The organism is Microvirga aerophila (genome assembly GCF_003332305.1).
In the GTDB taxonomy this organism is placed as follows: Bacteria; Pseudomonadota; Alphaproteobacteria; order Rhizobiales; family Beijerinckiaceae; genus Microvirga; species Microvirga aerophila.
In genome coordinates, this window is record NZ_QOIO01000001.1 from 248246 (window position 1) to 274748 (window position 26503).

28 protein-coding genes and 2 pseudogenes are annotated in these 26503 nt (G+C 61.6%); 9 read left to right on the top strand and 21 right to left on the bottom strand.

What is annotated here, in order from left to right; genetic code table 11:
• Positions 1–8: 8 nt before the first annotated feature.
• From msrQ to pobA, 8 genes and pseudogenes are all read right to left on the bottom strand, one after another.
• Positions 9–653 (bottom strand): protein-methionine-sulfoxide reductase heme-binding subunit MsrQ, encoded by a 645-nt coding sequence (gene msrQ, locus DRB19_RS01145; protein WP_114184170.1) that lies wholly within the window; start codon positions 651–653, stop codon positions 9–11.
• Complete coding sequence (msrP, locus tag DRB19_RS01150) at positions 653–1600, bottom strand: protein-methionine-sulfoxide reductase catalytic subunit MsrP (RefSeq protein WP_114184171.1); 948 nt, start codon at positions 1598–1600, stop codon at positions 653–655. The genes msrQ and msrP overlap by 1 nt, the downstream gene beginning before the upstream one ends.
• 162 nt (positions 1601–1762) lie before the next feature.
• On the bottom strand, positions 1763–2461 hold the full coding sequence (locus tag DRB19_RS01155; RefSeq protein ID WP_114184172.1) for an N-acetylmannosamine-6-phosphate 2-epimerase: 699 nt from the start codon (positions 2459–2461) through the stop codon (positions 1763–1765).
• A 6-nt stretch (positions 2462–2467) separates the two neighbouring features.
• Positions 2468–3322 carry a carbohydrate ABC transporter permease gene (locus DRB19_RS01160; protein ID WP_162815546.1) on the bottom strand — a complete coding sequence of 285 codons (855 nt, stop codon included), beginning with the start codon at positions 3320–3322 and terminating at the stop codon, positions 2468–2470.
• Positions 3319–4251 (bottom strand): carbohydrate ABC transporter permease, encoded by a 933-nt coding sequence (locus DRB19_RS01165; protein WP_114184173.1) that lies wholly within the window; start codon positions 4249–4251, stop codon positions 3319–3321. The genes DRB19_RS01160 and DRB19_RS01165 overlap by 4 nt, the downstream gene beginning before the upstream one ends.
• 62 nt (positions 4252–4313) lie before the next feature.
• A pseudogene (locus DRB19_RS30965) lies at positions 4314–5576 on the bottom strand (extracellular solute-binding protein).
• 59 nt (positions 5577–5635) lie between these two features.
• Complete coding sequence (locus DRB19_RS01175) at positions 5636–6517, bottom strand: hypothetical protein (protein WP_114184174.1); 882 nt, start codon at positions 6515–6517, stop codon at positions 5636–5638.
• Positions 6518–6607: 90 nt separating this feature from the next.
• Positions 6608–7777 carry a 4-hydroxybenzoate 3-monooxygenase gene (pobA, locus tag DRB19_RS01180; RefSeq protein WP_114184175.1) on the bottom strand — a complete coding sequence of 390 codons (1170 nt, stop codon included), beginning with the start codon at positions 7775–7777 and terminating at the stop codon, positions 6608–6610.
• 139 nt (positions 7778–7916) lie between these two features.
• Between pobA and DRB19_RS01185 the strand changes: the two genes are divergently transcribed.
• Positions 7917–8873: a helix-turn-helix domain-containing protein gene (locus DRB19_RS01185; RefSeq protein ID WP_114184176.1), complete on the top strand. Its 957-nt coding sequence runs from the start codon at positions 7917–7919 to the stop codon at positions 8871–8873.
• The gene (locus tag DRB19_RS30555; RefSeq protein ID WP_170148893.1) at positions 8870–9037 is read left to right on the top strand and encodes a hypothetical protein; all 168 of its coding nucleotides are present in this window, start codon (positions 8870–8872) and stop codon (positions 9035–9037) included. Before DRB19_RS01185 ends, DRB19_RS30555 begins: the two co-directional genes overlap by 4 nt.
• A gap of 20 nt (positions 9038–9057) precedes the next feature.
• Here DRB19_RS30555 and DRB19_RS01190 read toward each other — a convergent pair whose 3' ends face one another.
• The 13 genes from DRB19_RS01190 to DRB19_RS01250 all read right to left on the bottom strand — a co-directional run bounded on the left by DRB19_RS01190 (position 9058) and on the right by DRB19_RS01250 (position 20201).
• On the bottom strand, positions 9058–10125 hold the full coding sequence (locus DRB19_RS01190) for a 3-carboxy-cis,cis-muconate cycloisomerase (RefSeq protein WP_114184177.1): 1068 nt from the start codon (positions 10123–10125) through the stop codon (positions 9058–9060).
• A 12-nt stretch (positions 10126–10137) separates the two neighbouring features.
• Positions 10138–11343: a 3-oxoadipyl-CoA thiolase gene (gene pcaF, locus DRB19_RS01195; RefSeq protein ID WP_114184178.1), complete on the bottom strand. Its 1206-nt coding sequence runs from the start codon at positions 11341–11343 to the stop codon at positions 10138–10140.
• Between the two features lies 1 nt (position 11344).
• On the bottom strand, positions 11345–12124 hold the full coding sequence (locus DRB19_RS01200; protein WP_114184179.1) for a CoA-transferase subunit beta: 780 nt from the start codon (positions 12122–12124) through the stop codon (positions 11345–11347).
• Positions 12125–12133: 9 nt separating this feature from the next.
• A complete protein-coding gene (locus DRB19_RS01205; RefSeq protein ID WP_114184180.1) occupies positions 12134–12979 on the bottom strand; it encodes a CoA transferase subunit A in 846 nt (281 codons plus the stop codon).
• Between the two features lie 20 nt (positions 12980–12999).
• A complete protein-coding gene (gene pcaG / locus DRB19_RS01210; protein WP_114184181.1) occupies positions 13000–13626 on the bottom strand; it encodes a protocatechuate 3,4-dioxygenase subunit alpha in 627 nt (208 codons plus the stop codon).
• Positions 13626–14351 (bottom strand): protocatechuate 3,4-dioxygenase subunit beta, encoded by a 726-nt coding sequence (gene pcaH, locus DRB19_RS01215; protein ID WP_114184182.1) that lies wholly within the window; start codon positions 14349–14351, stop codon positions 13626–13628. The genes pcaG and pcaH overlap by 1 nt, the downstream gene beginning before the upstream one ends.
• A 53-nt stretch (positions 14352–14404) precedes the next feature.
• Positions 14405–14773, bottom strand: a complete 369-nt coding sequence (gene pcaC / locus DRB19_RS01220) for a 4-carboxymuconolactone decarboxylase (protein ID WP_373867337.1) — start codon at positions 14771–14773, stop codon at positions 14405–14407.
• Positions 14774–14804: 31 nt separating this feature from the next.
• On the bottom strand, positions 14805–15599 hold the full coding sequence (gene pcaD, locus DRB19_RS01225) for a 3-oxoadipate enol-lactonase (RefSeq protein ID WP_114184184.1): 795 nt from the start codon (positions 15597–15599) through the stop codon (positions 14805–14807).
• Positions 15600–15607: 8 nt separating this feature from the next.
• The gene (locus DRB19_RS01230) at positions 15608–16324 is read right to left on the bottom strand and encodes an ABC transporter ATP-binding protein (RefSeq protein ID WP_114184185.1); all 717 of its coding nucleotides are present in this window, start codon (positions 16322–16324) and stop codon (positions 15608–15610) included.
• Positions 16305–17069: an ABC transporter ATP-binding protein gene (locus tag DRB19_RS01235; RefSeq protein WP_114184186.1), complete on the bottom strand. Its 765-nt coding sequence runs from the start codon at positions 17067–17069 to the stop codon at positions 16305–16307. The genes DRB19_RS01230 and DRB19_RS01235 overlap by 20 nt, the downstream gene beginning before the upstream one ends.
• On the bottom strand, positions 17069–18067 hold the full coding sequence (locus DRB19_RS01240; protein WP_114184219.1) for a branched-chain amino acid ABC transporter permease: 999 nt from the start codon (positions 18065–18067) through the stop codon (positions 17069–17071). Before DRB19_RS01240 ends, DRB19_RS01235 begins: the two co-directional genes overlap by 1 nt.
• 10 nt (positions 18068–18077) lie before the next feature.
• Positions 18078–18941 (bottom strand): branched-chain amino acid ABC transporter permease, encoded by an 864-nt coding sequence (locus tag DRB19_RS01245; protein WP_114184187.1) that lies wholly within the window; start codon positions 18939–18941, stop codon positions 18078–18080.
• A gap of 87 nt (positions 18942–19028) precedes the next feature.
• A complete protein-coding gene (locus DRB19_RS01250; RefSeq protein ID WP_162815550.1) occupies positions 19029–20201 on the bottom strand; it encodes an ABC transporter substrate-binding protein in 1173 nt (390 codons plus the stop codon).
• 188 nt (positions 20202–20389) lie between these two features.
• Here DRB19_RS01250 and DRB19_RS01255 point away from each other — a divergent pair, with 188 nt between their 5' ends.
• The 7 genes and pseudogenes from DRB19_RS01255 to DRB19_RS01280 form a co-directional block, all read left to right on the top strand.
• Positions 20390–21169, top strand: a complete 780-nt coding sequence (locus tag DRB19_RS01255) for an IclR family transcriptional regulator domain-containing protein (protein ID WP_114184189.1) — start codon at positions 20390–20392, stop codon at positions 21167–21169.
• Between the two features lie 116 nt (positions 21170–21285).
• Positions 21286–22119 carry an exonuclease domain-containing protein gene (locus tag DRB19_RS01260; protein ID WP_114184190.1) on the top strand — a complete coding sequence of 278 codons (834 nt, stop codon included), beginning with the start codon at positions 21286–21288 and terminating at the stop codon, positions 22117–22119.
• Positions 22120–22126: 7 nt separating this feature from the next.
• Positions 22127–22597, top strand: a complete 471-nt coding sequence (locus tag DRB19_RS29685; RefSeq protein ID WP_162815548.1) for a ribonuclease H family protein — start codon at positions 22127–22129, stop codon at positions 22595–22597.
• 92 nt (positions 22598–22689) lie between these two features.
• Positions 22690–23016 carry a hypothetical protein gene (locus DRB19_RS01270; RefSeq protein WP_114184191.1) on the top strand — a complete coding sequence of 109 codons (327 nt, stop codon included), beginning with the start codon at positions 22690–22692 and terminating at the stop codon, positions 23014–23016.
• Positions 23017–23069: 53 nt separating this feature from the next.
• Positions 23070–24839 carry a DEAD/DEAH box helicase gene (locus DRB19_RS01275; protein ID WP_114184221.1) on the top strand — a complete coding sequence of 590 codons (1770 nt, stop codon included), beginning with the start codon at positions 23070–23072 and terminating at the stop codon, positions 24837–24839.
• Positions 24840–25353: 514 nt separating this feature from the next.
• Entirely contained in the window at positions 25354–25491 is a 138-nt protein-coding gene (locus DRB19_RS29690) for a hypothetical protein (protein ID WP_162815549.1), read from the top strand.
• 794 nt (positions 25492–26285) lie between these two features.
• Positions 26286–26503 (top strand): annotated as a pseudogene (locus tag DRB19_RS01280) (hypothetical protein); the annotation flags it as partial.

Genomic DNA, 26503 nt, shown 5'->3' on the forward strand with positions numbered 1-26503 from the left:
CAAAGCCTTCAAGCAGGGCGTCTTCTGGGAGAGGGCTTCTTCGTGAACGAACGCGCGAGCCGATAGCCCAGAAGCGCCATCACGATGGCTGCATAGACCAGAGGCTCCAAGGGCCAGGACTTCACCACCAGCACGAAATGCAGCACGGCCCCGATGGCTGCCGCGTAGACGAGGCGATGCAACCGCGCCCATGCCTGGCCGCCGAGACGCTTGATGGCGGCATTGTTCGACGTGAGGGCCAGCGGAGTCAGGATGATGAAGGTCGCCATTCCGATGGTGATGTAGGGACGCTTAATGATGTCCGCTCCAATCGCCGCCAGGTCGAGCCCCTGATCGAGCACGAGATAGATCAGCAGGTGCAGGGCCGCATAATAGAAGGCGAGCAATCCGAGCGCTCGGCGGTAGCGCAGGAGGTTGACGCTGAAGAGCTGTCGAAGCGGCGTGACCGTGAGGCTGGCGATCAGGAAGCGCAAGGCCCATAGGCCGAGCGCCTGTTCCAGATAGCGCATGGGGTCTGCGCCGAGACGGTCGTTGACGCCCTCGTAGAACAGCCACACGGCTGGGACGAACCCCACGATGTACACGGCGATCTTAGGGATCTGAGGCACGCTAAAGCCGCGCTTGGCCCCTCCGGTCGATGCTTGTCCGGCCATCAGTAGAACTTCTTCAGGTCCATGCCCATGTAGAGCTGAGCAACTTGGTCTGCATATCCGTTGAACATCAAGGTCGGCCGGCGCTTCACGAAAAGACCGCCTTCGCCGATCCGCCGCTCAGTCGCCTGGCTCCAACGAGGGTGATCCACCGCCGGATTCACGTTGGCGTAGAAGCCGTATTCGTTCGAAGCCTGCTTGTTCCAGGAAGTTTCCGGCTGCTTCTCGACGAAGCTGATGCGCGTGATCGACTTGATGCCCTTGAAGCCGTACTTCCACGGCACCACGAGGCGGATTGGCGCGCCGTTCTGGTTCGGCAGGGTTTCGCCATAAAGCCCGACGGCCAAGATGGTGAGGGGGTGCATGGCCTCGTCCATCCGCAGGCCCTCCACATAGGGCCAATCGAGAATCGGGATGAGGGTATCGACCCCGGACATTTCATCCGGACGATAGGCCGTCTCAAAGGCCACGTACTTTGCGCTCCCCTGCGGCTCCACGCGCTTGATCACATCAGCGAGAGGAATTCCGACCCAAGGGATCACCATGGACCAGCCTTCCACACAGCGCATGCGGTAGATCCGCTCCTCGAGGGAGGACTCCTTGATCAGGTCCTCCACGGCGTATGCCGCAGGCTTGGCCACGAGGCCATCGACCTTGACCGTCCAGGGCGTGGTCTTGAGCGTATGGGCGTTCTGGGCCGGTGACGCTTTGTCGGTGCCGAATTCATAATAGTTGTTGTAGGTTGTGATGTCCTTGCGGCTCGTCAGCTTCTCGTCCGTCGCCGAAAGCGGGCTCTTGGTTGCGGATAGAGGGGCGGCCCTCAGGGCATCGGGCCATGCCGCCGCGGCCACGAGGCCTGCGGCTCCCGCCATGAGCTGCCGGCGGTTGAAGTAGACGTCCCGAGGAGTGATCTCGGACGGAACGATATTGGCGGAGCGGCGGATCAGCATGGCGGCACCTTTTTGGAACCCATTCGGAAGATGCGTACACCCGGCAGGCCTACGCGCGCTTTCACGTTTGCGTTATAACCTGCTGGTCTTCCCTGCCGAACCAACGCTGACGCTGCGGCATGGGTTCTCAGGACGCTGGCCCCGCACGCAATGCTCAGCGTGTCACGAACCCCTATTACCCATTCGAGCCTGCGCCGCCCGGACAAACCTCCGGGTGATCTCTCGCGGATTGGTGATCGCCGTACCGACTACCACCGCATGGGCACCCCGCTCGAACGCCGCTGCGACGAGATCGGGAGTATCGAAGCGCCCCTCGGCGACGACCGGCAGTGGCAACTCACTCACCAGAGTCGCAATCAGGTCGAGATCCGGTCCCGTGTTCTTCTGGGTAGCGGTATATTCGGTGTAGCCTGACAGGGTGGTCGCCACATAGGTTGCCCCAGATGCATGTGCGGCCCTGCCCTCTTCGATGGTGGAAATATCGGCGAAGACCTCGCGGCCGAGTTCGGTTCTGATACGGGAGATCAGCCGATCCACCGGTTCCCCGTCCCGTGGGCGCGGCGTTGCATCGAGGCCGATGATGTGCGCACCAGCCTGCGCGATGCAGGATGCATTCTCGAAACTCGGCGTGATGTAGACCGGGAAGCGGTCGTCCCAGACCTTGCAGATGCCGATGATCGGCAGGGATGTAACGGCCCGTACGGCTCTCACGTCCGCGACGCCGTTGGCCCGAACGCCCATCGCGCCGCCTGCCTCCGCCGCGCAGGCCATCGCAGACATATATACTGGCCCGTGAAGCGGGTTGTCAGCGCGGGCCTGGCAGGAGACGATCAGAGCACCCTTCGGGATCAGGACAGTCATCTGCGCCTATTTCACCGCACCTGCCGTCATGCCCTGGATGAACTGCCGGGACAGTGCAAGGTAAAGAAGCGTGATCGGCGCTGCCGCGATGGTCAGCCCGGCAAACAGCATTCCCCAATCGGTCGTATACTCCCCCATGAAGGTCGTCAGGCCTTGCGGCAATGTTTTGTACTGGTCGGACTGGATGAACACGAGCGGGAAGAAGAAATCGTTCCAGATCGGCACGGCGTTCTGAATCGCCGCAATTGCCATGGGTGGCCGCGCGAGGGGCAGCATGACGGACCACATGATCCGTGGCTCGGAGGCGCCGTCGATGCGGGCCGCATCCTCGAGCTCCGATGGAAGCGAGCGTAGGAAACCCGCCATGATGAAGACTGCGGACGGCAAACCGATGGCCGTGTAGGTAACGATCAGGCTCCAGCGGCTGTCGAGCAGGTTGAGGTCACGCAGCAGGATGAAGAGGGGGATCACCGCAAGCTTCAAGGGCAGCATCAGGCCTGCCAGGAAGAACAGCAGGATGAAGGTGTTGGTGCGGGATTCGTAGCGGGCCACTGCGTAGCCCGCCATTGTGCCGAGCACGAGGATCAGGATGACTGACGCACCCGTTACGACGATCGAGTTGAGGAAGTAAGTCGGCATCGCGGTTTCACCGAGCACGCGGGTGAAGTTCTGGACCTGCGTGAAGTCGGGAAGAGCGAAGGGATGCTCGAAAATCTCGCCGGTGGTCTTGAAGGCCGACAGGACCATAACCACGACCGGATAGAGCATGATGAACGAGTTCATGATCAGGATGACCTGAGCCAGGAACGCGAAGGAGGCAGGCTGGGACGCCGTGTCATCGGCAAGGGCCTTGGTGTTCAAAACTGGATCTCCCGGCGACGCAGCCACAGAGTCAGCGCCGATGCGAACACCACGATGAACAGGAAGATCATCGTGGCGAGAGCGGAACCCTGGCCGAAATTCTGAATGCTGGCGCTCTGATTGCCGAAAGCCGTGCGGTAGAATACGAGACCCAGCACGTCAGTGGAACCGAAGGGCGAGCCGTCGAGCCCGGCCATCACGTAAGGGATCTCGAACCAGTTGAAAGCGCCAATGAAGAGCAGCGTGAACAGGATCGTGGTGCTCGGTGCAACGAGCGGCCACACGATGTTCTTGAGAAGCTGCCACTCGTTCGTGCCATCGAGGCGCGCCGCCTCGATGATCTCGGAGGGGATACGCTGCATGCCCGCAAGATAAACCAGCGTCGGAAAGCCGATGAAGTGCCAGGCATTAGCGAGGATCAACGCGCCGAGCGCGGTCGAGGAATCGCCAAGCCAGGGCTTTGCCAGGGCGTCGAGCCCCACCGAATTTAGCGCTTGGTTCACGAGGCCGAAATTGGGATTGAGAAAAAGCTTCCAGAGAAAGCCCACGATGATCGTCGACAGCACCACGGGAACGAAGACCGCGAGCCGGTGGAAGCGGTAGCCGAAAGGCTCCTTGTAGAGGAGCCACGCGAGAAGAAAACCGCCGCCGTTCTGGATGATCATCAGCGCGATGAGCGCATAGACGTTATGAAGGAAGGCGTTCCAGACAACGGGCGCCATGGTGGGCCCGAACAGCACTTCCTTGAAGTTCGCCAAGCCCACGAACTCGCCGCGCGCCAAGCCCCGCCACTCATAGAAGGCGTAAGCGAACGCCGACAGGATGGGATAGACTACGAACAGGGACATGAAGACGACAGGCGGGATGACGAGAAACGCTACCCAGCTGCGATGCTTGAGTGTGTGGGCCTGTATGGGCGAGACGGGCATAGGCTTAACCCTTCGAAAGACGAGCGGCGGGCTCGTGGCCCGCCGCTCCGGTGTTCAAAGCCTTACTTTTGGAACGGCTTGTAGTAGGTCGCGATGCCCTTGTTGATCTCGGCGGCAGCCTGCTCGGGCGTCTGCTGGCCGGCGAGCATCTTCTGCACGTTCGACTGCAGAAGCACCGAGCCGCTCGGCTCCTGATAGCGGAAGCGGACAAGCATCAGGTACGACATGGAGTTTTCGGCCAGCTTCGCCACTTCCTGCGTGATCGGGTCCTCGATCTTGATGCCCTGGATCGGCGACAGGTTCTTGAGGGTATTGGTGAAGGCCGTGCCATATTCGGGTGTCGCCAAGTAGCGCACGAACTTGAGCGCCGCGTCCTTCTTGTCGGACTTGGCGTTCACGGCATAACCGCCGTCGTAGTAGGTGGCGACGAGCGCCTGGTCCCCGGCCTTGAGGACAGGCGCCGGGAACACGCCGAGATCGAGCGTCGGGTTCTGCTTCGTGAAGTTAGCAACCTCATAGGACCCGCCCGCGAACATGGCGGCGCGGCCGGCCACGAAGAGCTGCTGCGACGACGGGTAATCGACGCCCGTGAAGTTCGGCGCGAAGTACTGGCTCACGTCCTTCAACTTGGCCAAGGCATTGACGAAGCGCGGGTCGGTGAAGTTCGCCTTGCCTGAGATGATGTCTTCCTCGAACTGCTTGCCGAGCATGGAGGAGAGCAGGCCGCCCACGATGGTCTCATTCTGCCATGCGGTCGCAGTGCCGTTCGCAAAGGGATTGATGTTCTTGGCCTTCAGGGCCTAGGCCAAGGCCATCAGCTCATCCCAGGTCTTGGGCGGGTTCACGCCCGCGTCCTTGAACAGCTTCTTGTTGTAGACAACGAGCTGGGTCTGCATGGCGAAGGGCACGGCATAGACCTTGCCGTCGGAGCGCAGGGTTTCTGCCGCCAGAGCAGGCTCCGGGAATTTTGCGAGTTCGGGCACGCTCTGCTTGTCGAGCGCAAGGAGATAGCCTGGGGTCGCAATGGTCTCCAGGTTGCCGTAGGCGCGAACCTGAATCACGTCCGGGCCGCGGCCGGCGGCGAGCGCGGTAGAAAGAATCGTCTGGTAATTCTCCGGCGCATAGGTCTCGAACTTGACCGAGATCTCGGGTTCCTTTTCCTGAAACTTCTTGATGATCTCGTTGTAGAACGCCTTGTCTTCCTGACGCCAGCTCCAGAAGGTCAGCTCGGTCTTGGCCATGGCGGCGGCGGTGGAGAGAAGGTAACCGCCAACCGCGGCTCCCATCAGCATTCGTCTCGTCAGCTTCATCTTGAGCTCCCTCATCGTTGTAATCCTTTCTAACCACCGGAGAGCGCTTGCACGGACGCGCCCTCTCGGAATTCTCAGCTGTATGGCTCCGGTGCGATCACGAGGACCGTGGCGTCATCGTGGGTTTTAACACGGACATGGGCGCGCGCCACGGGGTCGGCTCGTTCCAAGTCTCTCAGCTCATTCATAAGGCTCTCACCCTCCCCGGCTGCCAGACGCGCATGGAGAGTGCCGTCGGAATAGCGCCCGAACACGTCGACAAGACGCATGAATCCGGCAGTGGCGAGCACGATCGGCTCTTCAGGCCTGACCGCAGCCCTGAACGTCAACTCCCGCCCAGCCCAGGGACGACGCGGATTAACGACCCAGTAGCCGTCCGGTTGGTTCAGCTTGGAGCGGTTTTCCAGGATCTGGCGTCTCACCGCCTGAGGGATGCGGCCGGGCTCGTGTCCCTCCGCTCCAAGAGCCGCCAGCGTCCGCCGCTCGAAGGGCTTTGCCCGCTCGTCCGTCCATCGGACGATGCCATCCTGCGACGGGACCAGCGCGACCACGTCGCCCAGGAAGGCTCCTTCTACGAACGTCCGTCCATTTCCGGGCAGCCCTGAAAGCCTGATAAAGCCCAGGCAGGCCGAAGGCGCGTGGTCGTCCTGCACGGCCGGTACATGGGCCGTCACATCCCGGAAGGCGGCCTGAAGATCAGCCTCCAAGGCAGAGAAAGCTTCCCGGGTCGTCTGGACAGAGGTGGCGGAATTTTCGAGCTGGCGGGACATGGCCTGAACCAGCCACGCGGCGTCGGTCGGCCCTGGCGTCAAGCGTTCGTCCAACACCCCGGTCGCGCCATCGATGACCCAGGCACAATGTCCAGACAGCCCAAAGCCGTCCTCGTTGATGCGGAAGCCGGGGACGGACTGCTGATACAGAGGCTGGAAACAGAATTCGAGGCCAGTATGGGTCACGCCCTAACTGGTCTCATATTGGTTGCGTCCTGTCCATATTGGTCCTGGTGCCTGTTCACACCCTGTCTTCGCGGACAGACGGCAGGCGGATCAATAAGGAAGCCCCGTGTAATTCTCAGCCATGGACCGGGCTGCCGCCTCGGACGCGACCAGATACTCGAACTCGGTCCGCTGGATCCGCCGGCCGAAGGTATCCGTATCCGGGAAGGTGTGGAGAATCGACGTCATCCACCAGGAGAAGCGTTCAGCCTTCCAGACCCGCGCAAGGGCCAGGGACGAATAGCTGTCGATTCCGGCAGACGAGCGTTCGCCATAATATTCGATCAGGGCTTCAGACAGGTAGCGCACGTCGCTGGCTGCGAGGTTCAGGCCCTTCGCGCCCGTGGGCGGAACGATGTGGGCCGCGTCCCCGGCCAGGAACAGACGCCCGAACCGCAATGGCTCGGCCACGAAGCTTCGAAGAGGCGCGATGGACTTCTCGATGGATGGACCGGTAACCAGGTGGTCTGCCGTCTCCTCATCGAGGCGGCTGCGGAGTTCATCCCAAAAGCGCTCATCCGACCACGCCGCCACCTTCTCGTCGGCCGGAACCTGCACATAATAGCGACTGCGGGTTGGAGATCGCATGGAGCAGAGCGCAAAGCCCCGGGCATGATGGGCATAGATCAGCTCGTCCGAAACCGGCGGGCAATCCACCAGGATCCCAAGCCAGCCGAAGGGATAGACCCGCTCGAAGGTCCTCAACGCGTGATTGGGCACGCTGGCGCGCGAAACCCCATGATAGCCGTCGCAGCCGGCGATAAAGTCACAAGCGATCTCGTGCTCGACGCCGTCTTTCCTGAAGCGCACCTTGGGGCTGTCGCCGTCGAAATCATGAAGGGAGACGTCCTGCGCTTCGTAGATCGTTTTCGCCCCAGAGGCGTCACGGGCCTGCATCAGGTCGCGGGTAACCTCGGTCTGCCCATAGACGGTTACGGTACGGCCGATCAGTTCGCGGAAATTGAACCGATGGCGATCGCCATCGAAGCAGAGTTCGACCCCGTCATGGACGAGGCCTTCCTCATGCAGTCTCTCGCTGACGGCAGCCTTTTCCAGCAGCTCGACGGTGCTCTGCTCAAGCACCCCTGCCCTGATCCGCCCGAGCACGTAATCCTGGCTCCGCCGCTCCAGGACGATTGTCTCGATGCCTTCGTTCTCGAGCAGACGCCCCAATAGCAAGCCCGCGGGCCCCGCGCCGATGATCACGACCTTGGTTCGCATTCCCGGGATCCTCCCACGGCGGCTCAGGCCGCACTCGCCAGTTTAGAGAAGATGGACGCCGGCGGCCTGCCGGCCAATGGACAAAGCCATCATAGGATAGGACAATCCGAACATTCGCCGAAACCCGACCAACTTCGCCATGGCAATGATCCCGACCTATGCTCTCTATGGAGAGCTCAACGACAATCTCAGTGCTGACTGGGTCCATTGCGAAACGATCCAGTCGCGCAGCCGGTTGCACAATTACGAGATCCAGCCCCATCGCCACGAGAGCCTGTTTCAGATCCTCCACCTGACCGAGGGGCAGGCGGATGTCGTCATCGATGGCAGGCGGAGCACGGTCCATGCGCCTTGCATCCTGACCCTGCCCCCTGCAGTGGTCCACGGTTACAGGTTCTCGCCCAATGTGGCCGGAACGGTGCTGACCCTGTTGGACAGGAGCCTTGCCGATGTTCTTGATGCAGAGGACGGGATCGAAGACACGTTTCAGCAGGTGCAGCTCGTTGCCCTAGGAGAGCACCCTGACGTCGCCCGAGGCGTGGAGGCTGACATCAGCGTGATTGCGGCCGAATTCGCAAACCGGGCTCCAGGCCGTCTCGGCATCATTAAGGCGCGGCTGACGCTCGTCCTTATCGGCCTGCACCGCATGAAGCGACTTACTCTTCAGGCCCAACCTGGCCAAGGCGACAGAAGCCGCCATCACGCCATGCGCTTCCGCCAACTCGTCGATCAGGATTTTCGCGCCCACAAGCCCCTCGAACTCTATGCGGAGAGGCTGGGTCTCACCCCGACCCATCTCAACAGGATCTGCCGGGAGCATCTGGGCGACACGGCTCTCGGAGTCATTCATCAGCGCATTGTTCTGGAAGCCAAGCGCTATCTGACCTTCACGTCCATGAGCGCCAAGGAAGTGGCGCTTTCCCTAAGCTTCGACGATCCGTCGTATTTCACGCGCTTCTTCAAGCATAAGACCGGTCTATCGCCGCTCACGTTCCGCGCCCTGCAGAAAGCCACCATCGCTCATTCGGGGACATCTCAAACGGATGAACCGTTGCCGCACGATTCACGTTCCCTCATCAAAGGAGACCGACCATGACAGAGACGGAGCGAAAGAACCCGGGCGATGAAGACGTGCCCGGAACGTCTCAGACGGGAGACGATATCTGCCCCACCTGCAACGGTTCCGGGAATCTGCAGCAAAAGCCCTGTCCGGATTGTGGAGGCAGCGGAAAGATTACCGTGATCGTCGGCGATGCCTGAAGCTTGCCATCAACCCATCCTCACGGCTGCGCTTGATGCGCCACGAAGGTGAGGCCTTCCAGAAGGGCGTTGGCCTTGCTCAATGCCGCGCCAGTCGCGATTGCCATCTGGGGCAGGACCATCCACTCAAGGGTCCATGCCGCACCGGACCGCTCGTTCTCGTGCACAAGGGCCTGGTGGAGAGTACCAAGCATGCCTGCATTGAAGCGCGCAAGCGTCACGAGAACTTCGGCCGGAACCGGATTGGACTTGTGAGGCATAGCCGATGAGCCGCCACCCGTGGCGAGGCGTACCTCGCCAACTTCGTTCTGCGTCATCAAGGCGACGTCCTGACCGATCTTGCCGAGGGTCCCGGACGCGAGGGAAAGCCAGGCCCCGAACTCGCCGATGCGATCTCGCTGGGAATGCCATGAGGGCACAAAGCCAAGCCCAAGCCGCTCGGCCATGCCATCCGCGATCGCATCACCGTGTTGCTTCAGTTCTCCGCGCGTCCCGACCGGACCACCCAGTTGCAGCACCAGCAGGCGCGGCTGGAGTTGCTGCAATAAATCCCTGAGCCGCTCGATGGGTTGTAGCCATGTGTCGATCTTGTCGGCGGCCGTGAACGGAAGCGCCTGCTGCATCCGCGTATGGGCCATCAGGCGGATTTCACCGTCGCGGGCCTTCAATGCCCCGAGGGAGTGGACGAGTGCGTTCAAGCGGTGGAGATAGATTTGCGTCAGATCCTTCAGGCGCAGGATCAATCCCGTGTCGATGATGTCCTGGCTCGTTGCACCGACATGGACAGACTTGGCGTGAGTCTCGCCGACAGCGGCGCGGAGCTGCTTCACGAATTCCGGGACGATCACTCCGTCCTGTGCGAGCCCTTGGGCAAGCCGGGACCAATCCGGCTGGAAGTTCCGGCACGCCTCCGAAATCCGGCTTGCAGCCGCGCTCTCGATGAGACCAACCTCCGCCTCGGCGTCCGCAAGAGCCTCCTCGACCTGCAGCATAGCGCGCAGTTCGGCCTCATTCGAAAAAAATGCAGACGCTTCCTCATCGCCGATGAGGGATTGCAGGAGCGGAGAGGATAGCGGTTCAGTCGTCATCCGATGAGCCCTCTAGACGGCCTCGAGGGCGATTGAAATGCCCTGCCCGACCCCGACGCACATGGTGGCCAATGCCCGCTTCTTCCTCGAAAGCTTGAGCTCCAAGGCCGCTGTGCCGGTGATCCGCGCACCAGACATGCCGAGCGGGTGTCCGAGCGCAATGGCGCCGCCATTGGGATTCACGTGCTCCGCGTCCTCCGGCACGCCGAGTTCGCGCAGGACCGCGATGCCTTGGCTGGCAAACGCCTCGTTCAGCTCGATGACGTCGAAATCCGTTGGCTTCAACCCGAGGCGGGCGCAGAGCTTCTTGGTGGCCGGCGCCGGGCCGATTCCCATGATGCGCGGCTCGACGCCGGCGGCAGCTCCGCCGACGACCCTTGCGATCGGTTCGAGGCCGTACTTCCGCACGGCCTCTTCCGATGCAATGATGAGAGCGGCCGAGCCATCGTTGACGCCGGAAGCGTTGCCAGCTGTCACCGTTCCATCCCTGCGGAATGGTGTCGACAGTTTAGCAAGCCCCTCCAGTGTCGTGTCGGCTCGGGGATGCTCGTCTTTGTCGATGACGGCAGGGTCGCCCTTTCGCTTCGGGATCGAGACCGGGACAATCTCCTTGGCGAAGCGGCCATTGGCTTGAGCCGCGCCTGCCTTCTTCTGGGACCGAACGGCAAACGCATCCTGGTCCGCCCGGGAGATCTGGAACTCTTCGGCCACGTTCTCGCCGGTTTCGGGCATGGAATCGACGCCGTACTGAGTCTTCATCAGCGGATTAATGAAGCGCCAGCCGATGGTGGTGTCATAAATTTCGGCCGCGCGTGAGAAGGCCGATTCCGCTTTCGGCATTACGAAAGGCGCACGCGACATGGACTCCACACCGCCGGCGATCATCAGCTCCGCCTCCCCTGCCTTGATCGCGCGAGCGGCCGCGATCACCGCATCCATTCCGGAGCCGCAGAGCCGGTTGATGGTCGTGCCGGGAATCGAGCCGGGAAGACCGGCGAGCAGCAGGGACATGCGGGCGACGTTGCGATTGTCCTCACCCGCCTGGTTGGCGCAGCCGTAGATCAAGTCGTCAACGGCCTCGAAGTCGACATTCGGCAAGCGTTCCATAAGAGCTTTCAGCGGGACTGCTCCAAGATCATCGGTGCGGACACCGGAGAGCGAGCCGCCGTAGCGACCGATGGGAGTGCGGACATAGGCGCAGATATAAGCCTCGGACATCTTAGACTCCCTTCTTGCCGCCGTGGGCTCTCTCGGTTCGCGCCTGGAGATCGCGCAAGGTCGACAGCTCAAGTTCGGATGGAGGCGGGGTTTCCTCGACGTTATCGGCAAACCGCACCTTCCAGCCGCACGTCTCCTGAACCTGTTCCCTTGTCACCCCCGGATGCATGGACACAACGGTGAATTCCTTTGTGTCTGGATCCGGCTTCCAAGTCGCCAGATCCGTAATCAGGAGGGTTGGACCCTTGGTGTCGATGCCAAGTCGTTGCCGGTGATCGCCGCCGTCCCCGTGACCGAAGGAGGTGTAGAAGTCGATCTTCTCCACCATGCCGCGGGTCGACTGCTTCATAGTGATATAGACCTCCTTGCAGGAGGTGGCGATTTCAGGAGCCCCGCCGCCGCCGGGCAGGCGGACCTTGGGGTGGTTGTAATCGCCGATCACCGTGGTGTTGATATTGCCGAAGCGGTCCAACTGAGCTGCACCTAGAAACCCGATGGAGATGCGCCCGCCCTGCAGCCAGTAGCGGAACATTTCCGGTACCGGCACAGTGGACACGGCGGTCTCGCAGAGCTCGCCGTCGCCAATGGACAGCGGAAGAACCTCGGGCGCGGTGCCAATGGTGCCGCTCTCGTAGATCAAGGTGATGTCGGGTGCGTGGGTCAGCCGCGCCACGTTGCAGGCCGCTGACGGCGCGCCGATCCCGACGAAGCACACATCATCGTTGGAGAGCGCGCGGGCGGCCGCAATGGTCATCATCTCGGTGGGAGTAAAGCCGGACATTTATTTTTCTCACAATCCCTGTACGCGGGCAGCAAAGACTTCCGGGCCGACATTCAACACGTTGTCCTTCATCCACTGGGCGAAGAGGTCACGGTCAGCGGAAATCTTGTCCCACTCGAGATAATTGGCGTTGTCGCGATCGTAGTAGCCGTGCGTGTAGGACGGATGCGCGCCGCCCGGCACATGAACGATGGATGTGACGGTCCAGTGCGGGAGGATGCACAGGTTCGGATGCAGATCGTCGAAATCGTCCACGATCTCCTCCACCGTCACCACGGCGCGCTTGGCCGAAAGCACAGCCTCCTTCTGCACGCCCACGATGCCCTCGACCAGAACCTCGCCACGCTTGCTGGCCTTCTGGGCATGAATGAATGTGACATCCGGGCGGTGGGCCGGGACAGCCGCGAGTTCCTCGCCGGTGAACGGACAAGTCACGCTCTTGATCGCGGGGTTGACCTCCTTGAGGCCCGCGCCGCGATAACCGCGGAAGACCGCGCACGGCAGGCCCGCAGCCCCGGCCTCATAGGCGTTCGCCATAGCGGCGTGGCTGTGCTCCACGGTTTCGATGGAACGGGGCCAGCTGTTCTCGATGGCGTCACGCATGCGGCGCAGAAGACCCACGCCAGGGTTGCCCGCGTAGGAGAAGATGACCTTCCTGGCGAGGCCCATGCCGATCATCTGATCATAGATGATGTCCGGCGTCATGCGGATCAGCGTCAGGTCCTTACGTCCCTGGCGGATCACTTCGTGAGCGGCCGCATGAGGGATGAGGTGGGTGAAGCCTTCGAAGGCGACGGTATCGCCGTCGCGGAGGTTCTCTGCGACAGCCTCTTGGAGGCTCTGAAACTTGGCCATGATACGCTTTCAGGTAACCATTAAATATCGAAGAAAACAGTTTCCTTCTCACCCTGCAGATGGATGTCGAAGGTGTAGGTCGGCAGCCCCTTTTCCTCGGTCCGCGTGGCGATCAGGGTTGGCACTCGGGCCTTGTGGGCGATCCTGGAAAGAACCGGGCATTCTGCGTTGGCAGCTTCTTCGTCGCTAAAATACATCCGCGTGTGGAGGCCGACATTGATGCCTCGTGCAACGATCCAAACGGTGATGTGCGGGGCCATCAGGCGTCCGTCCTTATAGGGTACACGGCCCGGCTTGATCGTCTCGAAGCGGTATTCGCCGGTCGCCCCATCCGCTGGCTGGCGTCCCCAGCCGACGAAGTTCGGATCGGCCCGCCCGCGCCGCTCCTGCGGGCTGTTGTAGAGCCCATCCGCATCGGCTTGCCATATTTCGATCAGCGCATCCTTCAGTGGGTCGCCTACGCCGTCATAGACATGCCCCTTGATGACGACGCGCTCGCCCTTCGTCTCGGGACCGACAAGCACGAGCCCCAGATCCTCGTTCCACACACCCGTGATCTCGACCCAGTTCGGGTTCGTGCCGATATGCACGTAGGGGCCGGCGGTCTGGGATGGCGATTCCTTGAGGCGGGTCAGCTTCTGGGTCATCAGTTCCCCTCCATCCGATTCTCGAACATCGTCGAGCGGCGGCCGCGAAGGACGATGTCGAATTTATACGCGAGCGAGTCCATCGGCAGCGTGTTCTCACGGTCGAGCGCCGCAACGAGCTGCTCGATGGCAGTCTTGTCAGGGATGGTCGCTACAATGGGATCCTGCCAGATCATCGGATCGCCCTCGAAATACATCTGCGTGATCAGGCGCTGTGCGAAAGCGTGTCCGAAGACCGAGAAGTGGATATGGGCCGGCCGCCAATCGTTGACGCCATTAGGCCAAGGGTAGGCGCCAGGCTTGATGGTTCTGAACCAGAAGCGTCCGTCCTCGTCCGTGATGGCTCGCCCGCAACCGCCGAAGTTCGGATCGATGGCGGCGAGATAGGTTTCCTTCTTGTGACGATAGCGCCCGCCCGCATTGGCCTGCCAGAACTCCAGCAAGGCTCCAGGAACCGGACGGGCATTCTCGTCCAGCACGCGACCATAGACGACAATCCTCTGGCCGATCGGATCGCCGGTCTTGGCGTAGTTGCGGATGAGATCGTTATCCAGCGGTCCGATCTTGTCGTGCCCGAAAACCGGCCCGGTCAATTCGGAGATCGTGTTCTCAAGCGACAGGAGCGGCTGCTGCGGGGAGCGCAGCACGGTTGTCTTATAGGGTGCCGAGAAAGCAGGCGGATGCCAGCTCCGGTCGCGCTGATAGAAAGTTCCTTGATCCACCATGTTTCCTCCTCTGGAACCCCACCCCGAGATAGCGGAGGCTCCGTTCGTCCGGGTTACTGTCCGGGCTCCGGATCGGCTTCCATTTCGGCCAAAGTCTTCTTGACGATCTTGATGGCGTGGTTGGCCGCGGGAACGCCTGCATAGACGGCCACGTGCAACAACGCCTCCTTGATATCTTCCTTGGTCGCGCGGGTGTTGCGGGTCGCACGGACATGCATGGCGACCTCGTCGTCCTGCCCGAGGGCCGCCAGGAGCGCGATGGTCACGATGGAGCGCTCGCGCTTGGTGAAGCCCGGACGCGACCACACGGAGCCCCAGGCCCCCTCTGTGATGAAGGTCTGGAAGTCTGCATCAAATTCCGTCATCTGGGCGCTTGCCCGGTCTACATGCGCGTCGCCCAGTACCTGGCGGCGAACCACCATTCCTGCCTTGTAGCGCTCGCTCTGGTGCTTCTCAGACAAGTCCCACCTCCTGAAGATGCCGGTTGATGAGCTTCGACAGCACTGCCGGTTGCTCGACACAGGGGATATGACCTGCCGACTCGATGAGCTCGAAGTGCGCGTTCGGGATCAGGCCTGCCGTATGCCGCACGAGATCCGGCGGCGTCGAACCATCCTGATCGCCCGCGACGCACAAGGTCGGCGCGGCAATGCGCCCTGCATCCATGGTCAGATCCGCATCACGGATCGACGCGCAGGTTCCCGTATAGCCATGAGCAGGGGTGCGAACCAACATGTTCCGCCAACCGGCGCAGGCCTCGGCCTTGTCACGACGAAACGAGGGCGTGAACCAGCGTTGCAGCACGCCTTCGACGACAGCCTCGATGCCGCCGTTCTCGACCGCTGCAATCCGCTCGGCCCAGGTTTCCGGGGTGCCAATCTTTGCCGCCGTACAGCAGAGGGTCAGGGCCAGGACACGCTCCGGCGCGCGCACCGCAATGCGTTGCCCGATCATGCCTCCGACGGACAGGCCCACGAAAGCGGCGCGATCGACCGTTAGAAGATCGAGCAGCGCCAGAAGATCATCAACATGATCATCGATCGTGTAGGGCGCGGGCGGCGCATCAGACAAACCATGCCCCCGCTCGTCGTAGAGAACGACACGAAAACGATCGAGGAACGCCGGCACGATGTCCTGCCAGATGCGGAAATCGCTTCCAAGGGAATTCACGAAGACAAGAGCCGGGCCATCGGGATTTCCAAGAACCTGATAGTGAAGAACGATGCCGTTTGCGCGTGCGAATGCCATGTTTGAACTCAGTGCAAGGAGCCGACGCCGATATAATGCTCGACCAGGGAATGATCGGACCGAAGCGCCTCGCTTGATCCCTGCCAGACGATCTGCCCGCGCTCGAGGATGAGGACGGATTCGGCGAAGTCGAGAGCGCTCTCCAGGCGCTGCTCCACGAGCAGGATGGTCATTTCACCGCTCGCCGCAAGGCGCGTGAACGCAGCCATGAGCTCATCGCAGATGACCGGAGCCAGGCCCTCAAGGGGCTCATCGAGGAGCAGAACCGAAGGGCGCCCGAGGATCGTGCGGGCTGTGGAGAGCATTTGCTGCTCGCCGCCGGATAGCTGCCAGCCCAGGTTTCGTCGTCGCTCGTGAAGCCTCGGAAACATGTCGTAGGCCTCTTGGATCACACTGCGCGGGCGGTCCTTGATGCCGACGAGCAGGTTCTCCTCAACGGTGAGGGACCGGAAGATGTCGCGCGTCTGGGGCACGAGGCCCACCCCTTTTAGGGCGCGTTCCGAACTTTTGTCACCGGCCACATCGTTGCCGTTGACCCTGATCTCGCCTCCATATCGGCGTGTCAGTCCCATGAGGCTGGACAGGAGGGTCGTCTTGCCCATGCCGTTGCGGCCCAGGATCGAGAGGCGCGAACCGGCAGGCACGGAGAACGAGACGTCTTCCAGCACCACAGTCGGGCCGTAACCGGCGCTCAGGCTGCGGACTTCAAGCGACGCTGCGGGCATTGGCATAATTCCCCAAATAGGCTTCGCGAACCTTGTCGTTGGCGGCGACCTCGAATGGCAGCCCTTCGAAAATAATCTCACCCGCGGCCAGTACGACCACACGCTTGGCGAAACGGAACACGAGGTCCATGTCGTGCTCGATCATCAGCACCGCGAGGCTGGGCGGCAGGCGCTCCAGGGCCTGCTCGATTCGAGGCGTCTCGCTCGACGGCACGCCGGCCGCCGGTTCGTCGAGAAGCAGCACCTTGGGCTTCAAGGCGAGCGCGATGGCAATCTCGAGAAGACGCTGCTGGCCATAGGCGATCTCTCCGACCTTGCGTCTAGCGACCTCGACGAGGCCCAACGCGCCGAGCAGGCCATGGACCTCATCGGCCACCGTGGAGTCGCCCGTGAAGCGGCTCAGAATGCGGGATGCCCTGCCCTCGCGCTGCAGCACCGTGAGGGTGACATGCTCTTCCGGCGTCATGTCCGAGAAAAGCCGTGTGACCTGGAAGGTGCGCACGAGCCCCTTACGCACGCGCCGTACGGCTCCAAGATCCGTGACGTCGTCACCGTTCAGGACGACCCTGCCGGCGCTTGGCTTGATCTGGCCGGTGACGAGATTCACGAAGGTGGTCTTACCGGCCCCGTTGGGACCAATGAGGGCAAGCCTCTCTCCGGCCGGCATGGCAAGTGAAATGTTGCGGCTGACCGCAAGCCCTCCGAAGGACTTGGTCAAGCCCTCGACGCGAAAAAGTTCGCTCATCACCGGCCTCCCTTGGCGCGGCCGGACGCGAACAGCCTGTCGGTGAGCCCGCTAAGTCCCTTGGGCGCCGCGAGCACCACGGCGATCAGCAGAGCTCCGACCATGGTCATCCAGTGGAAGGGGTTGATGGAGGATACCACGTGCTCGAACCCCATGAAGATTACCGTTCCAACAAGCGCTCCGTAAAGCGTTCCCAACCCGCCCAGCACCAGCATGACCAAAGCATTGGCGGAGAGTTCGAAGCTGACGCTGTCGAGGCCGACGACCTGCGTGGAAATCGCCGCCAATGCACCGCCCATTCCGGCGACCGCGCCTGAAATGACGAACATCTTCAGAAGGACCGGGAACACGAAAGCCCCCATGGCGCGGATGCGCACCTGGTCTTCCTTAATGCCCCGGCAGAGCATGCCGAACGGCGATGAGACGACGAACTTGAGAACGATGAAGACGAAAACCAGCAAAATCAGGCCGAAGAGATAGGCCGTCTGCCCCCAGAGATCGAACTCGAAGACGCCGAAAAGCGGGCTCGGCATCAATCCGGAAAGGCCGTCGCTGCCGCCCGTGTAGGCGGATGCCTTGTTCGCAGCCTCATGGAAGAGCTGGACGATGGCGATCGAAAGCACGAGCTGCGGCAGCCCGTGGGCCCTGAGCATGATCGTGCCCATGACGAGACCCGCTGCCGCGCCGCCAACCGCCCCGATAACGATCAGCGTCAATGGCTCGGTGACGCCGTTCACGCAAGCGATGCCCGCCGCGTATGCGCCGGCTCCGAACAGAGCCGCGTGGCCGAGCGTAGCGATTCCGCAATAGCCGACGATAAGGTCCAGGGACAGAACCATCAGCGCGACTGCGATTACACGGGTCAGCAGCGCCAGATTGTCCGGAAACAGCCAATAACCTGCAAGGCCCGCCGCAATGATCAGGAGCACTCCTGCCACATCACGGCCAATCTGAGCCCCGGTGTGCGACGGCGCGACAAGCTTTTCCGATGGAGCGATGACCTGCACTTTACTGAGCCCTTCCAAAGAAGCCGCGCGGGAACACGCAAACGATACCGATTACGGCTGCGTAGAAGAAGAAGTTGCCGAACTCCGGCATGAGATATCGTCCCGTGGTGTCGATCGCGCCGAGCACGATGCAGGCCACCACGGCCCCGGGGATAGAACCCGCCCCGCCGACAGAGACGACCACAAGAAAGGTCACCATGTAGCGAAGGGCGTAATAGGGTTCGATAGGCAGAAACTCGGCTCCAACCACGCCGCCCAGCGCAGCCAAGCCAATGGCGATGGCGAAGCTGACGGCATAGACCACCTGAGTGCGCACGCCGAGCGCATCGGCCATGGCGGCGTTGTCGACGGTGGCGCGGAGTTTGATGCCGAAGGCTGTCTTCTCGATCAGGAACCAAAGGCCTGTCGCAACGACGACCCCGCAGGCGATCACGAAAAGCCTGTGCGCCGAGATGGTGCGAAAGCCCACATCGACCGGCTGCGCCAGCGCTTCCGGAAGTGGAATGGTCTTCAGGGTGGGGCCGAAGAAGTAGTTCGTGATGCCGATGACGCAGAACGTGATGCCGATTGTCATCAGCACCTGGGTAAGCTCCGGACTGCCGTAAATCCGACGAAAGAGCAAACGCTCCAGAGGAATTGAGATGACAATCGTGCCCAGGATCGCGAGGGCGATCGCAATCGCGTAGCCCATCCCCAGATCCCGCGCCGCATAGGATGCGATATAGCCGGCGATCATCGCGAACGCCCCGTGGGCCAGGTTGACCACTCGCATCAGCCCCATCGTGAGCGACAGGCCAATGCAGATGATGAACAGGGCCATGCCGTACGCGAAGGCATCGAGTCCGATACTGAGAATGGTCTGCATGTGAATGTCTCGGTCAGCGGCCATCCCGATGATGGGCGAAGAGCGCGGCCTTGGAAAGCCGCGCTCGAGTATGGAACCTCGCAGGCTCTACTGAGAAGCGAGTCCCGGATCCTTTTGGTTCGGGAAGGTCTCGATTTCCTTGTTGAAGGTCTTGCCGTCCGGCCCCTTCACGACTTCGCGCAGGTAGATGTTCTCGGTGATGTGCCGGGTCTCTGCGTCGATGCTCACGGGACCGCGCGGGCTGGTCCAGGCAAGCCCCTTGACGGCGTCGACAGCCTTCTGGGCATCCTGCTTGCCATCGGTGGCTTCGATCATCTTGTAGATGACATGCATGCCGTCATAAGCGCCGACCGACGGAAACGAGAGTTGCTCGGGCGAACCGATGGCCTTCGTGGCTGCTTCGACGAAGCGCTTGTTCTCAGGAGATTCGTGGGAGACGGCATAGTGGAACGTGGTGAGCAGCCCCAAGGCTCCGTCGCCCAAAGCCGGCAGGTCCGATTCCTGCGTCAAGTCACCCGGCGCGAAGAACTTGATGCCGGCCTGCTTCAGTCCCGTATCGTTGAACGCCTTCACGAATCCAAGCGTGGTCGGGCCGGACGGCAGGAAAGCAAAAACGCCTTCGGCGCCGGATGAGCGGACCCGCTGCATGATAGGGCTGAAGTCGTTGGTGTTGAGCGGCATCCTGATGGCTTCGACCACCTGCCCGCCGGCTGCCTCGAACGCCTTCTTGAAGGCCGCTTCCGCATCGACGCCGGGACCATAGTCACTGACGGCCGAAATGATCTTCTTGACCCCGCGGTCAACTGCGATCTTGCCCAGGGGCGTCGTGGTCTGGGCCGTGGTGAAGGACGTGCGCACGACGAGGGGCGACTGGGTCATAATGGCCGATGTCGCGGCGTTGAAGATGACCAGTGGTGCGTTGGCCTGCTTGAGCAGGGGCGTAATCGCCAGGGCGTCGGGGGTGAAATAGACGCCCCCGAGATATTGCACCTTATCCTTGACAATGAGCTCCTGCGCCAAGGCGCGGGATTGGGCGGGGTTGGCCGCCGGAAGGTCCCGATAGACGACTTCTACGGTATGGCCTTTCACGGTCTTGCCGTTGAGCGCCATATAGGCCTCGACCCCGGCCTGGAAATTCTTGCCCTGGAGAGCAAAGGGGCCGGAGAAGGGCCCGATCACTCCAACCTTGATCGTGTCGGCCGCCACGGACGCGGTGCCCGCGAGCAGCGCGCCGACAGCCGCGCCGAGAAGCTTCTTCACAGATGACATCTTCATTTCCTCCCTGGAGCCGCTTGGCCTCTATCAGAAGGACCTGCGGTCTCCTTAGCCTTTGGTCTCATGTGTGTTCGCATTGCGAACATTGATAACCATAGCGAACATGAAGTACAATTTGGGCCAGAGTGTCAAGGCTACCAAAGTCCATGACAGCACGGGTCTTGGGAGTATGCATGGCGAATACGGATATGGACGAGCCGACAGGTGATCGGGATTTCGTCGCCAGCCTGGAGAAGGGCCTCGCGGTGATCGAGGCCTTCGATGCAAGCCGCCCCCGGCTGACGCTGACGGACGTGGCCAAGCTGACGGGCATCACCCGCGCGGCTGCGAGGCGGTATCTCCGCACGCTCACCAAGCTGAACTATGCGGATTTCGATGGGCGTTATTTCAGCCTGAGCCCTCGTATCCTGAGGCTTGGCTATGCCTATCTTTCCTCCACCTCGCTCTCGCTGCGCCTGCAGCCGTTCCTTGAGAAGATCTCCCAGGAAACAGGAGAATCGAGTTCAGCGGCCGTCCTGGACGGCGACGATATCGTCTACATCGCCCGCTCGGCGACCCGGCGCATCATGTCCATAGGACTCGGCGTCGGAAGCCGCCTCCCCGCCTATTGCACGTCGCTTGGCCGCGCCATCCTGGCCTACCAGACGCCAGCCGAGATCGAAGCCTATCTTGAAAGGGTCAAGCTTGAGCCGAAGACCCCGAAGACCCTGACTCAGAAATCGGACCTGCGCGCCGCGCTCGAGGCTGCCCGCCAGCAGGGCTACGCCATGGTCAGCGAAGAGCTGGAATTCGGCCTGCAGTCCATCGCGGTGCCGCTCATCCAGAAAAACGACAAGATCACGATTGCGCTGAATATCAGCGCTCAGGCAGCCCGGGTCTCGGCCCAGGAGATGGAAGAACGCTTTCTGCCCACCTTGCGGGAGGCCAGCGAGGCTCTTCGCTACACGTTCTGAACACTGACGCCCTATGCGACAATGCATCGATCGTGTTTGACCTTTGGAACAACTACATGTCGCTCTCGGCAGTCTAGACTGCCGCGCCGATTCGCCAGAGATTTAAAGCCCTGTTCATGAACTACCTCGTCCTCGATCTCGAAACTGCCAATCCCGATTGCGCTTCCATCTGTCAGATCGGCATCGTGACGGTCGAAAACGGCGAGATCGTCGACACGATTTCGCATCTGATCGACCCTCAGGACAGGTTCGACTACTGGAACATCAAGGTCCATGGCATCGAGCCCGATCATGTCGCCGGCTGCCCGTCTTTCTGCGATATCCTGCCGAAACTGGCCCCTCTCCTGGACGGCAAGATCATCGTGACCCACGGCTCGTTTGACCGGATTGCGATCACCAAGGCATGCCAGAGATATGACCTTCCGGTTTTCGATGCCCTATGGCTCGACAACCAGACCGTGGTGCGCCGCACATGGCCGCAATTCGCCCGGAGGGGATATTCTCTGGGCAATCTGGCCCAGCATTTCGGAATCGAATTCCGGCATCACGACGCACTTGAGGATGCCGTTGCGACGGCTCACATCTTCCGCCGCGCCCTGTCCGAAAGCGGCCGCTCCGCAAGCGCCTGGGTGTCGGCGATCGCTGAGCGGACCCACCGTCAGCCGTCGATCCTGGTTCAAGGCGCGAGCGATGGTCCCTTTTCGGGCAAGACGGTGGTGTTCACCGGACGAATGCAGATTGCCCGCAAGGAGGCGGCCCGCAGGGCGGCCGCGCAAGGCTTCAGCGTTGGAGGGACCGTTTCTCCGGCGACCACCTTGTTATGCGTTGGCGGCGAGAGGCCCAGCCTCGGGAAGAGCGCCAAGGAGCGCGACGCGGAACGCCTCATCTCCGGAGGGCACCCGATTTCGATTGTCTCTGAGAGCGAATTTTGGCGGCTGCTCTCAGCCTGACGCTTCAATGCCAGCGATTATGGGCAGCGCCCTCATCTACACCGACGGGGCCTGCATCGGCAGCGGCGGAGGATGTCCGGGCGGATACGCGGCACTGGTTCTGCTCGATGGTCGGGAACAGATTATCATCGGCCAAAGCTTGGCCACAACCAGCTCTGCGATGGAGCTGATGGGTGTGATCAGCGCCCTGGAGGCCCTCCCGGCGCACACCCCAGCCGAGATTTACAGCGACAGCCAGTATGTGGTCATCGGGGTCACCGAGCGTCTGCCATGGTGGCGCTCCCGGGGCTGGCGCATCATCAAAGGCGGGAAACTGGCCAATAAGAACCTATGGCAGCGCCTGTCCGCGCTCCAGGAAGAGCGCTCCATTGCCTGGCATTGGCTGAAAGGCCATGCAGGAGACCCTAGGAACGAGCGCGTGCATGCCCTAGCCTATGGGCAGGCCTGCTTGGCTGCCGCCACCCGGGGCCGTGGATAACCGAGCCAACTTGGAGGCCTGGGAAAATTTGATCGAATCATCGGGATCGGCGTTAGTCCGTTGGATCCACTCCCCTCGACAAAGGAAAAGCTATGTTTACCCTCGAGATTGCCGGGACAGCAGTTGCCGTCACCAATGCGGATGAAGATCAGGCCCGGGAACTCTTTCTCAGTGAGAGCTTCAAAGAAGACCTCACGTCGTTTAAGAGCGAGGGCCGCCCCCTCTGGGATGGCTCGGCTGCCTTGACGACCAGACCCTCATCGGAAGACGAAGTCGACGCTTTCAATGAAGCCCTGGAAGAAGAGGATGAGGACGAATACGAAGACGACGACGAAGATGACGGAGACGACGACCTTGATATCGATGTCGTCTTCCTGGTCTCTATCGACGAGATCGACGATGACGCCGCCTCAGGCTGATGCTTTTACCGGAGCCCCTCGACGCTCCACAGAAATGGTTCAGCCTCAAGAACATGCCCTTCCCTAATACAAACCCGAGCCTCGAGCGCGCCCTCGCCGATCGCGGCTATCAAGAACCGACCCCTGTTCAGGCCGCAGTGCTTCAGCCCGATGCCGAGAACAGGGATCTTCTGGTCTCGGCCCAGACAGGCTCCGGGAAAACGGTCGCCTATGGCTTGGCCATGGCGTCGACGCTTCTCGGCGACGCGGAGCGGCTGGAGCCGCCCCAGGAGCCGCTGGCCTTGATCATCGCGCCGACCCGCGAGCTGGCCCTTCAGGTCAACCGGGAATTGATCTGGCTCTACGGCCCCGCCGGAGCCCGGGTCGCCTCCTGCGTTGGCGGAATGGACATTCGCCGGGAGCAGCGCGCCCTAGCGGACGGATGCCACATCGTCGTTGGAACCCCTGGCCGCCTGCGCGACCACCTGGAGCGCGGTAGGCTGGACACCTCAAAGCTCCGCGTCGCGGTGCTCGACGAAGCCGACGAGATGCTGGATCTTGGGTTTCGCGAGGATCTTGAATTCATTCTGGACTCCACGCCCACGGAACGGCGGACCCTTCTGTTCTCGGCGACAATCCCGAAGAACATCGCCACGTTGGCGCGGCGCTATCAGCGCGATGCAGTCCGAATCGATACCCTGGTTCAGAACCAGCCCCATGGCGACATCGAGTACCGGGCGGTCAGGCTTGCGCCGAACGAAATCGAGCATGGCGTCGTCAACGTGCTTCGGTTCTACGAGAGCCGGGGCGCTATGGTGTTCTGCCATACCCGTGAAGCCGTCCGGCACCTGCACGCGAGTCTGGTCGAGCGGGGTTTCTCGGCTGTCGCCCTGTCGGGCGAACTGAGCCAGAATGAGCGCAGTCATGCTCTTCAGTCCCTCCGGGACGGCCGGGCCCGGGTCTGCATCGCAACCGACGTCGCCTCCCGCGGCATCGACCTGCCCGACCTGGGGCTGGTGATTCACGCCGAGCTGCCCAATGATCACGAAACGCTCCTACACCGCAGCGGCCGCACAGGCCGAGCCGGGCGCAAGGGCGTCTGCGTCATGCTTGTTCCCTATACCCGCCGGCGCAAGGCCGAGAGGCTGGTGGACGAGGCGCGCATCGACGTGACCTGGGGTGGACCGCCATCGGCCGATGAGATCCGGCAGCGTGATCAGGAGCGCCTCCTGAAGGATCCGGTGTTCTCGGAGGAGTCGTCCGAGGACGATCTCGGCATGGCCCGTGCCCTTCTGGCCGAACGCTCGGCCGAGGAGATCGCCGTGGCCCTGGTCCGCTCCCATCGCGCCCGCCTGCCTGCTCCTGAGGAGATGTTCGACGACAGCTCATCTCGCGAAGCCCGTCCACCTCGCGACAAGCGGGAGCCCAGGGAGGACAGAGGACGGCGCGAACGTGGTCCGCGCGCCGAAACGGAGGATGCGCGCGGCGGATCCGAGGAAATGGTGTGGTTCCGCATGAGCGTGGGACGCCGCAACAACGCGGACCCGCGCTGGCTCCTTCCCATCATCTGCCGTCTTGGTCACGTGACCAAAAAGGAAATCGGGCCGATCCGCATCTTCGACCGCGAGACCAAATTCGGAATCGTCAAATCTCACGCCAGCAAGTTCGCTTCGGCTGCGCGTAAGACCAACGACGAGGATATTCGGATCGAGCCGGCCGAATTCGACCGGGCGGAGCCTCGCGACGCGAAGAAGGTAGCTTCAAAGGATAAGACGGGGAAGAAGTTCCCGCCTCCCGGAAAGAAGCCTAACCCTGTCCACCATGCGAAGCGCAAAGGGTCGTGAGCACGGCAAACGGCCTGTATTGCCCTCTCGAACAGAGGAACTGGCCGGCACCGCCGGCCAGTTCAAACAATAGACAAGTGCCACCCTTCAACAAAGGGTACGAGATGCGCGAGAAAGGTAATGCAATGTGAATGGCCTTTTGCGCTCTCACATTCGGCTCGACCATCCGGGTGTTTGCAAAACATCAGCGTGCAGCAAGTCAGGCGAGCAAATGCGACCGATCAGGAGCGGAAGTGCTGCCGTCACCCATGACCCAACTGTTATAGCCCCTGCAGGTAGAAATCGTTGACTCATGCCCGCGTTGGGCAGCGCTGTCGCATGCCTGCTTGGCTGCGGCAGAGACTTCTCGCGCCAGTCCTCGGGGCTGGCCTCAGGATTTGTCAAAGGTGAAGCTTGAGACGGCTTTGCTCATACGTCTGGCAGCAACGCAGATTTTAGGGATTCTGGCGCAGGTTCTCTTGATGGCTGCAACACGATTTGGTTATCTCCGGATCGCGGCCCGGGGAGGCGCAATATGGACGATTTCGACGATGAGATGCCGGAGCCGCGCTCGCACCCGGCCCAAGATGCATTAGCACGGGCGAGCGCATGGTTCGGGATGCTATTCGCCTTGACCTTGCTGCTTCTCGCGGCAATCCGAATCGCGATCTGATAGGTTGCGCCAGCCCACTGAGAGCAGCCGTGGAAGGGCTCACACCTGGCCAAAACCACTGCGTCGCTGCGTCAGGCTTGGTCTCGACCGACGTCCGACTGCATCGTCATTTTCTCAATGCCGGAGCATCGGCCAGCAACTGATCTGGCGTCGGGTCGCTCCTCCGTATCCTCCCACGGACAGCAGCCCTTCCTGCAGGTTGCCCAACTGTCACTGACGGGCATGTATTCGCCGCCCCAGTTCAATACGAGATGACATCATACTTCGAGATGTCCTCGATCAGAACCTCACCGTTGTATTGATCCAGTGCAAGACGACCACGCGCTGCCCGTTGGCACTGAGCTGCGTCATCAACTGGCCAAGTGGAAACGCCCTCAAACTTCACTTTGCCGCTTAATATAGCGCGGTGAAACCGACAGTTACTACTCCATTCGCTTCCAGCATTATGCGGTTGACCTGGGCCCTATCATCGTTGCTGGTCGCAACGATCTTGCCCGAAATGGCCAGAAGCGGCTTTCCGACTGGTCTTGGGAGAACTTCTGCACGCCTGCAATTGCCTCAGAACAAGCCGATCATCGGCTTCAGCGCAAAGGTGATACTATGCTTTAACACAAAAGCACACGAGCAATCGGAGTGTCGTTGGTCCCTTATAGGATTGGAAGCATAGTTCGCAGGCGCAGCCCAGCCTGCAATCAAGCCTTTGCGTGGTCTGGCTCCCTCAGACTCAATCCGGCTCAAATATTGCGACGTGCGTTGAGCCCTTCATGCTAAAGGGTGTTCGTAGGTATTGACGCATGCACAAGACAAAACGTGGGGCTATGATGAACTTCCATTCGCGTGATCTGAACCTCGCACGCCTGTGCAATGAGGCTCTCGATCAGCCGCTGACCGAGGCCGAGTGCAAATCCATGATGATGGCCGCCGCCCAGAAGGTAGAGGAGCTGTTCGACATCCTGCGCATCGACCACGAGAACGACCACAACACCCGCGACACCCCCCGGCGGGTGGCCAA

Excerpts from the sequence above, each read along its gene's own strand:
- DRB19_RS29685 (WP_162815548.1), top strand. The coding sequence starts at position 22,127 with ATGCCAGCGATTATGGGCAGCGCCCTCATCTACACCGACGGGGCCTGC.
- pcaF (WP_114184178.1), bottom strand. The coding sequence starts at position 11,343 with ATGTCCGAGGCTTATATCTGCGCCTATGTCCGCACTCCCATCGGTCGC.
- DRB19_RS01245 (WP_114184187.1), bottom strand. The coding sequence starts at position 18,941 with ATGCAGACCATTCTCAGTATCGGACTCGATGCCTTCGCGTACGGCATG.
- DRB19_RS30555 (WP_170148893.1), top strand. The coding sequence starts at position 8,870 with ATGACAGAGACGGAGCGAAAGAACCCGGGCGATGAAGACGTGCCCGGA.
- DRB19_RS01275 (WP_114184221.1), top strand. The coding sequence starts at position 23,070 with ATGCCCTTCCCTAATACAAACCCGAGCCTCGAGCGCGCCCTCGCCGAT.
- DRB19_RS01205 (WP_114184180.1), bottom strand. The coding sequence starts at position 12,979 with ATGGCCAAGTTTCAGAGCCTCCAAGAGGCTGTCGCAGAGAACCTCCGC.
- msrQ (WP_114184170.1), bottom strand. The coding sequence starts at position 653 with ATGGCCGGACAAGCATCGACCGGAGGGGCCAAGCGCGGCTTTAGCGTG.
- pcaH (WP_114184182.1), bottom strand. The coding sequence starts at position 14,351 with ATGGTGGATCAAGGAACTTTCTATCAGCGCGACCGGAGCTGGCATCCG.
- pcaD (WP_114184184.1), bottom strand. The coding sequence starts at position 15,599 with ATGGCATTCGCACGCGCAAACGGCATCGTTCTTCACTATCAGGTTCTT.
- DRB19_RS01235 (WP_114184186.1), bottom strand. The coding sequence starts at position 17,069 with ATGAGCGAACTTTTTCGCGTCGAGGGCTTGACCAAGTCCTTCGGAGGG.
- DRB19_RS01190 (WP_114184177.1), bottom strand. The coding sequence starts at position 10,125 with ATGACGACTGAACCGCTATCCTCTCCGCTCCTGCAATCCCTCATCGGC.
- pcaC (WP_373867337.1), bottom strand. The coding sequence starts at position 14,773 with ATGGTGGTTCGCCGCCAGGTACTGGGCGACGCGCATGTAGACCGGGCA.
- DRB19_RS01255 (WP_114184189.1), top strand. The coding sequence starts at position 20,390 with ATGGCGAATACGGATATGGACGAGCCGACAGGTGATCGGGATTTCGTC.
- msrP (WP_114184171.1), bottom strand. The coding sequence starts at position 1,600 with ATGCTGATCCGCCGCTCCGCCAATATCGTTCCGTCCGAGATCACTCCT.
- pobA (WP_114184175.1), bottom strand. The coding sequence starts at position 7,777 with ATGCGAACCAAGGTCGTGATCATCGGCGCGGGGCCCGCGGGCTTGCTA.
- pcaG (WP_114184181.1), bottom strand. The coding sequence starts at position 13,626 with ATGACCCAGAAGCTGACCCGCCTCAAGGAATCGCCATCCCAGACCGCC.
- DRB19_RS01270 (WP_114184191.1), top strand. The coding sequence starts at position 22,690 with ATGTTTACCCTCGAGATTGCCGGGACAGCAGTTGCCGTCACCAATGCG.
- DRB19_RS01155 (WP_114184172.1), bottom strand. The coding sequence starts at position 2,461 with ATGACTGTCCTGATCCCGAAGGGTGCTCTGATCGTCTCCTGCCAGGCC.
- DRB19_RS01165 (WP_114184173.1), bottom strand. The coding sequence starts at position 4,251 with ATGCCCGTCTCGCCCATACAGGCCCACACACTCAAGCATCGCAGCTGG.
- DRB19_RS01260 (WP_114184190.1), top strand. The coding sequence starts at position 21,286 with ATGAACTACCTCGTCCTCGATCTCGAAACTGCCAATCCCGATTGCGCT.
- DRB19_RS01230 (WP_114184185.1), bottom strand. The coding sequence starts at position 16,324 with ATGCCCGCAGCGTCGCTTGAAGTCCGCAGCCTGAGCGCCGGTTACGGC.
- DRB19_RS29690 (WP_162815549.1), top strand. The coding sequence starts at position 25,354 with ATGGACGATTTCGACGATGAGATGCCGGAGCCGCGCTCGCACCCGGCC.
- DRB19_RS01200 (WP_114184179.1), bottom strand. The coding sequence starts at position 12,124 with ATGTCCGGCTTTACTCCCACCGAGATGATGACCATTGCGGCCGCCCGC.
- DRB19_RS01185 (WP_114184176.1), top strand. The coding sequence starts at position 7,917 with ATGGCAATGATCCCGACCTATGCTCTCTATGGAGAGCTCAACGACAAT.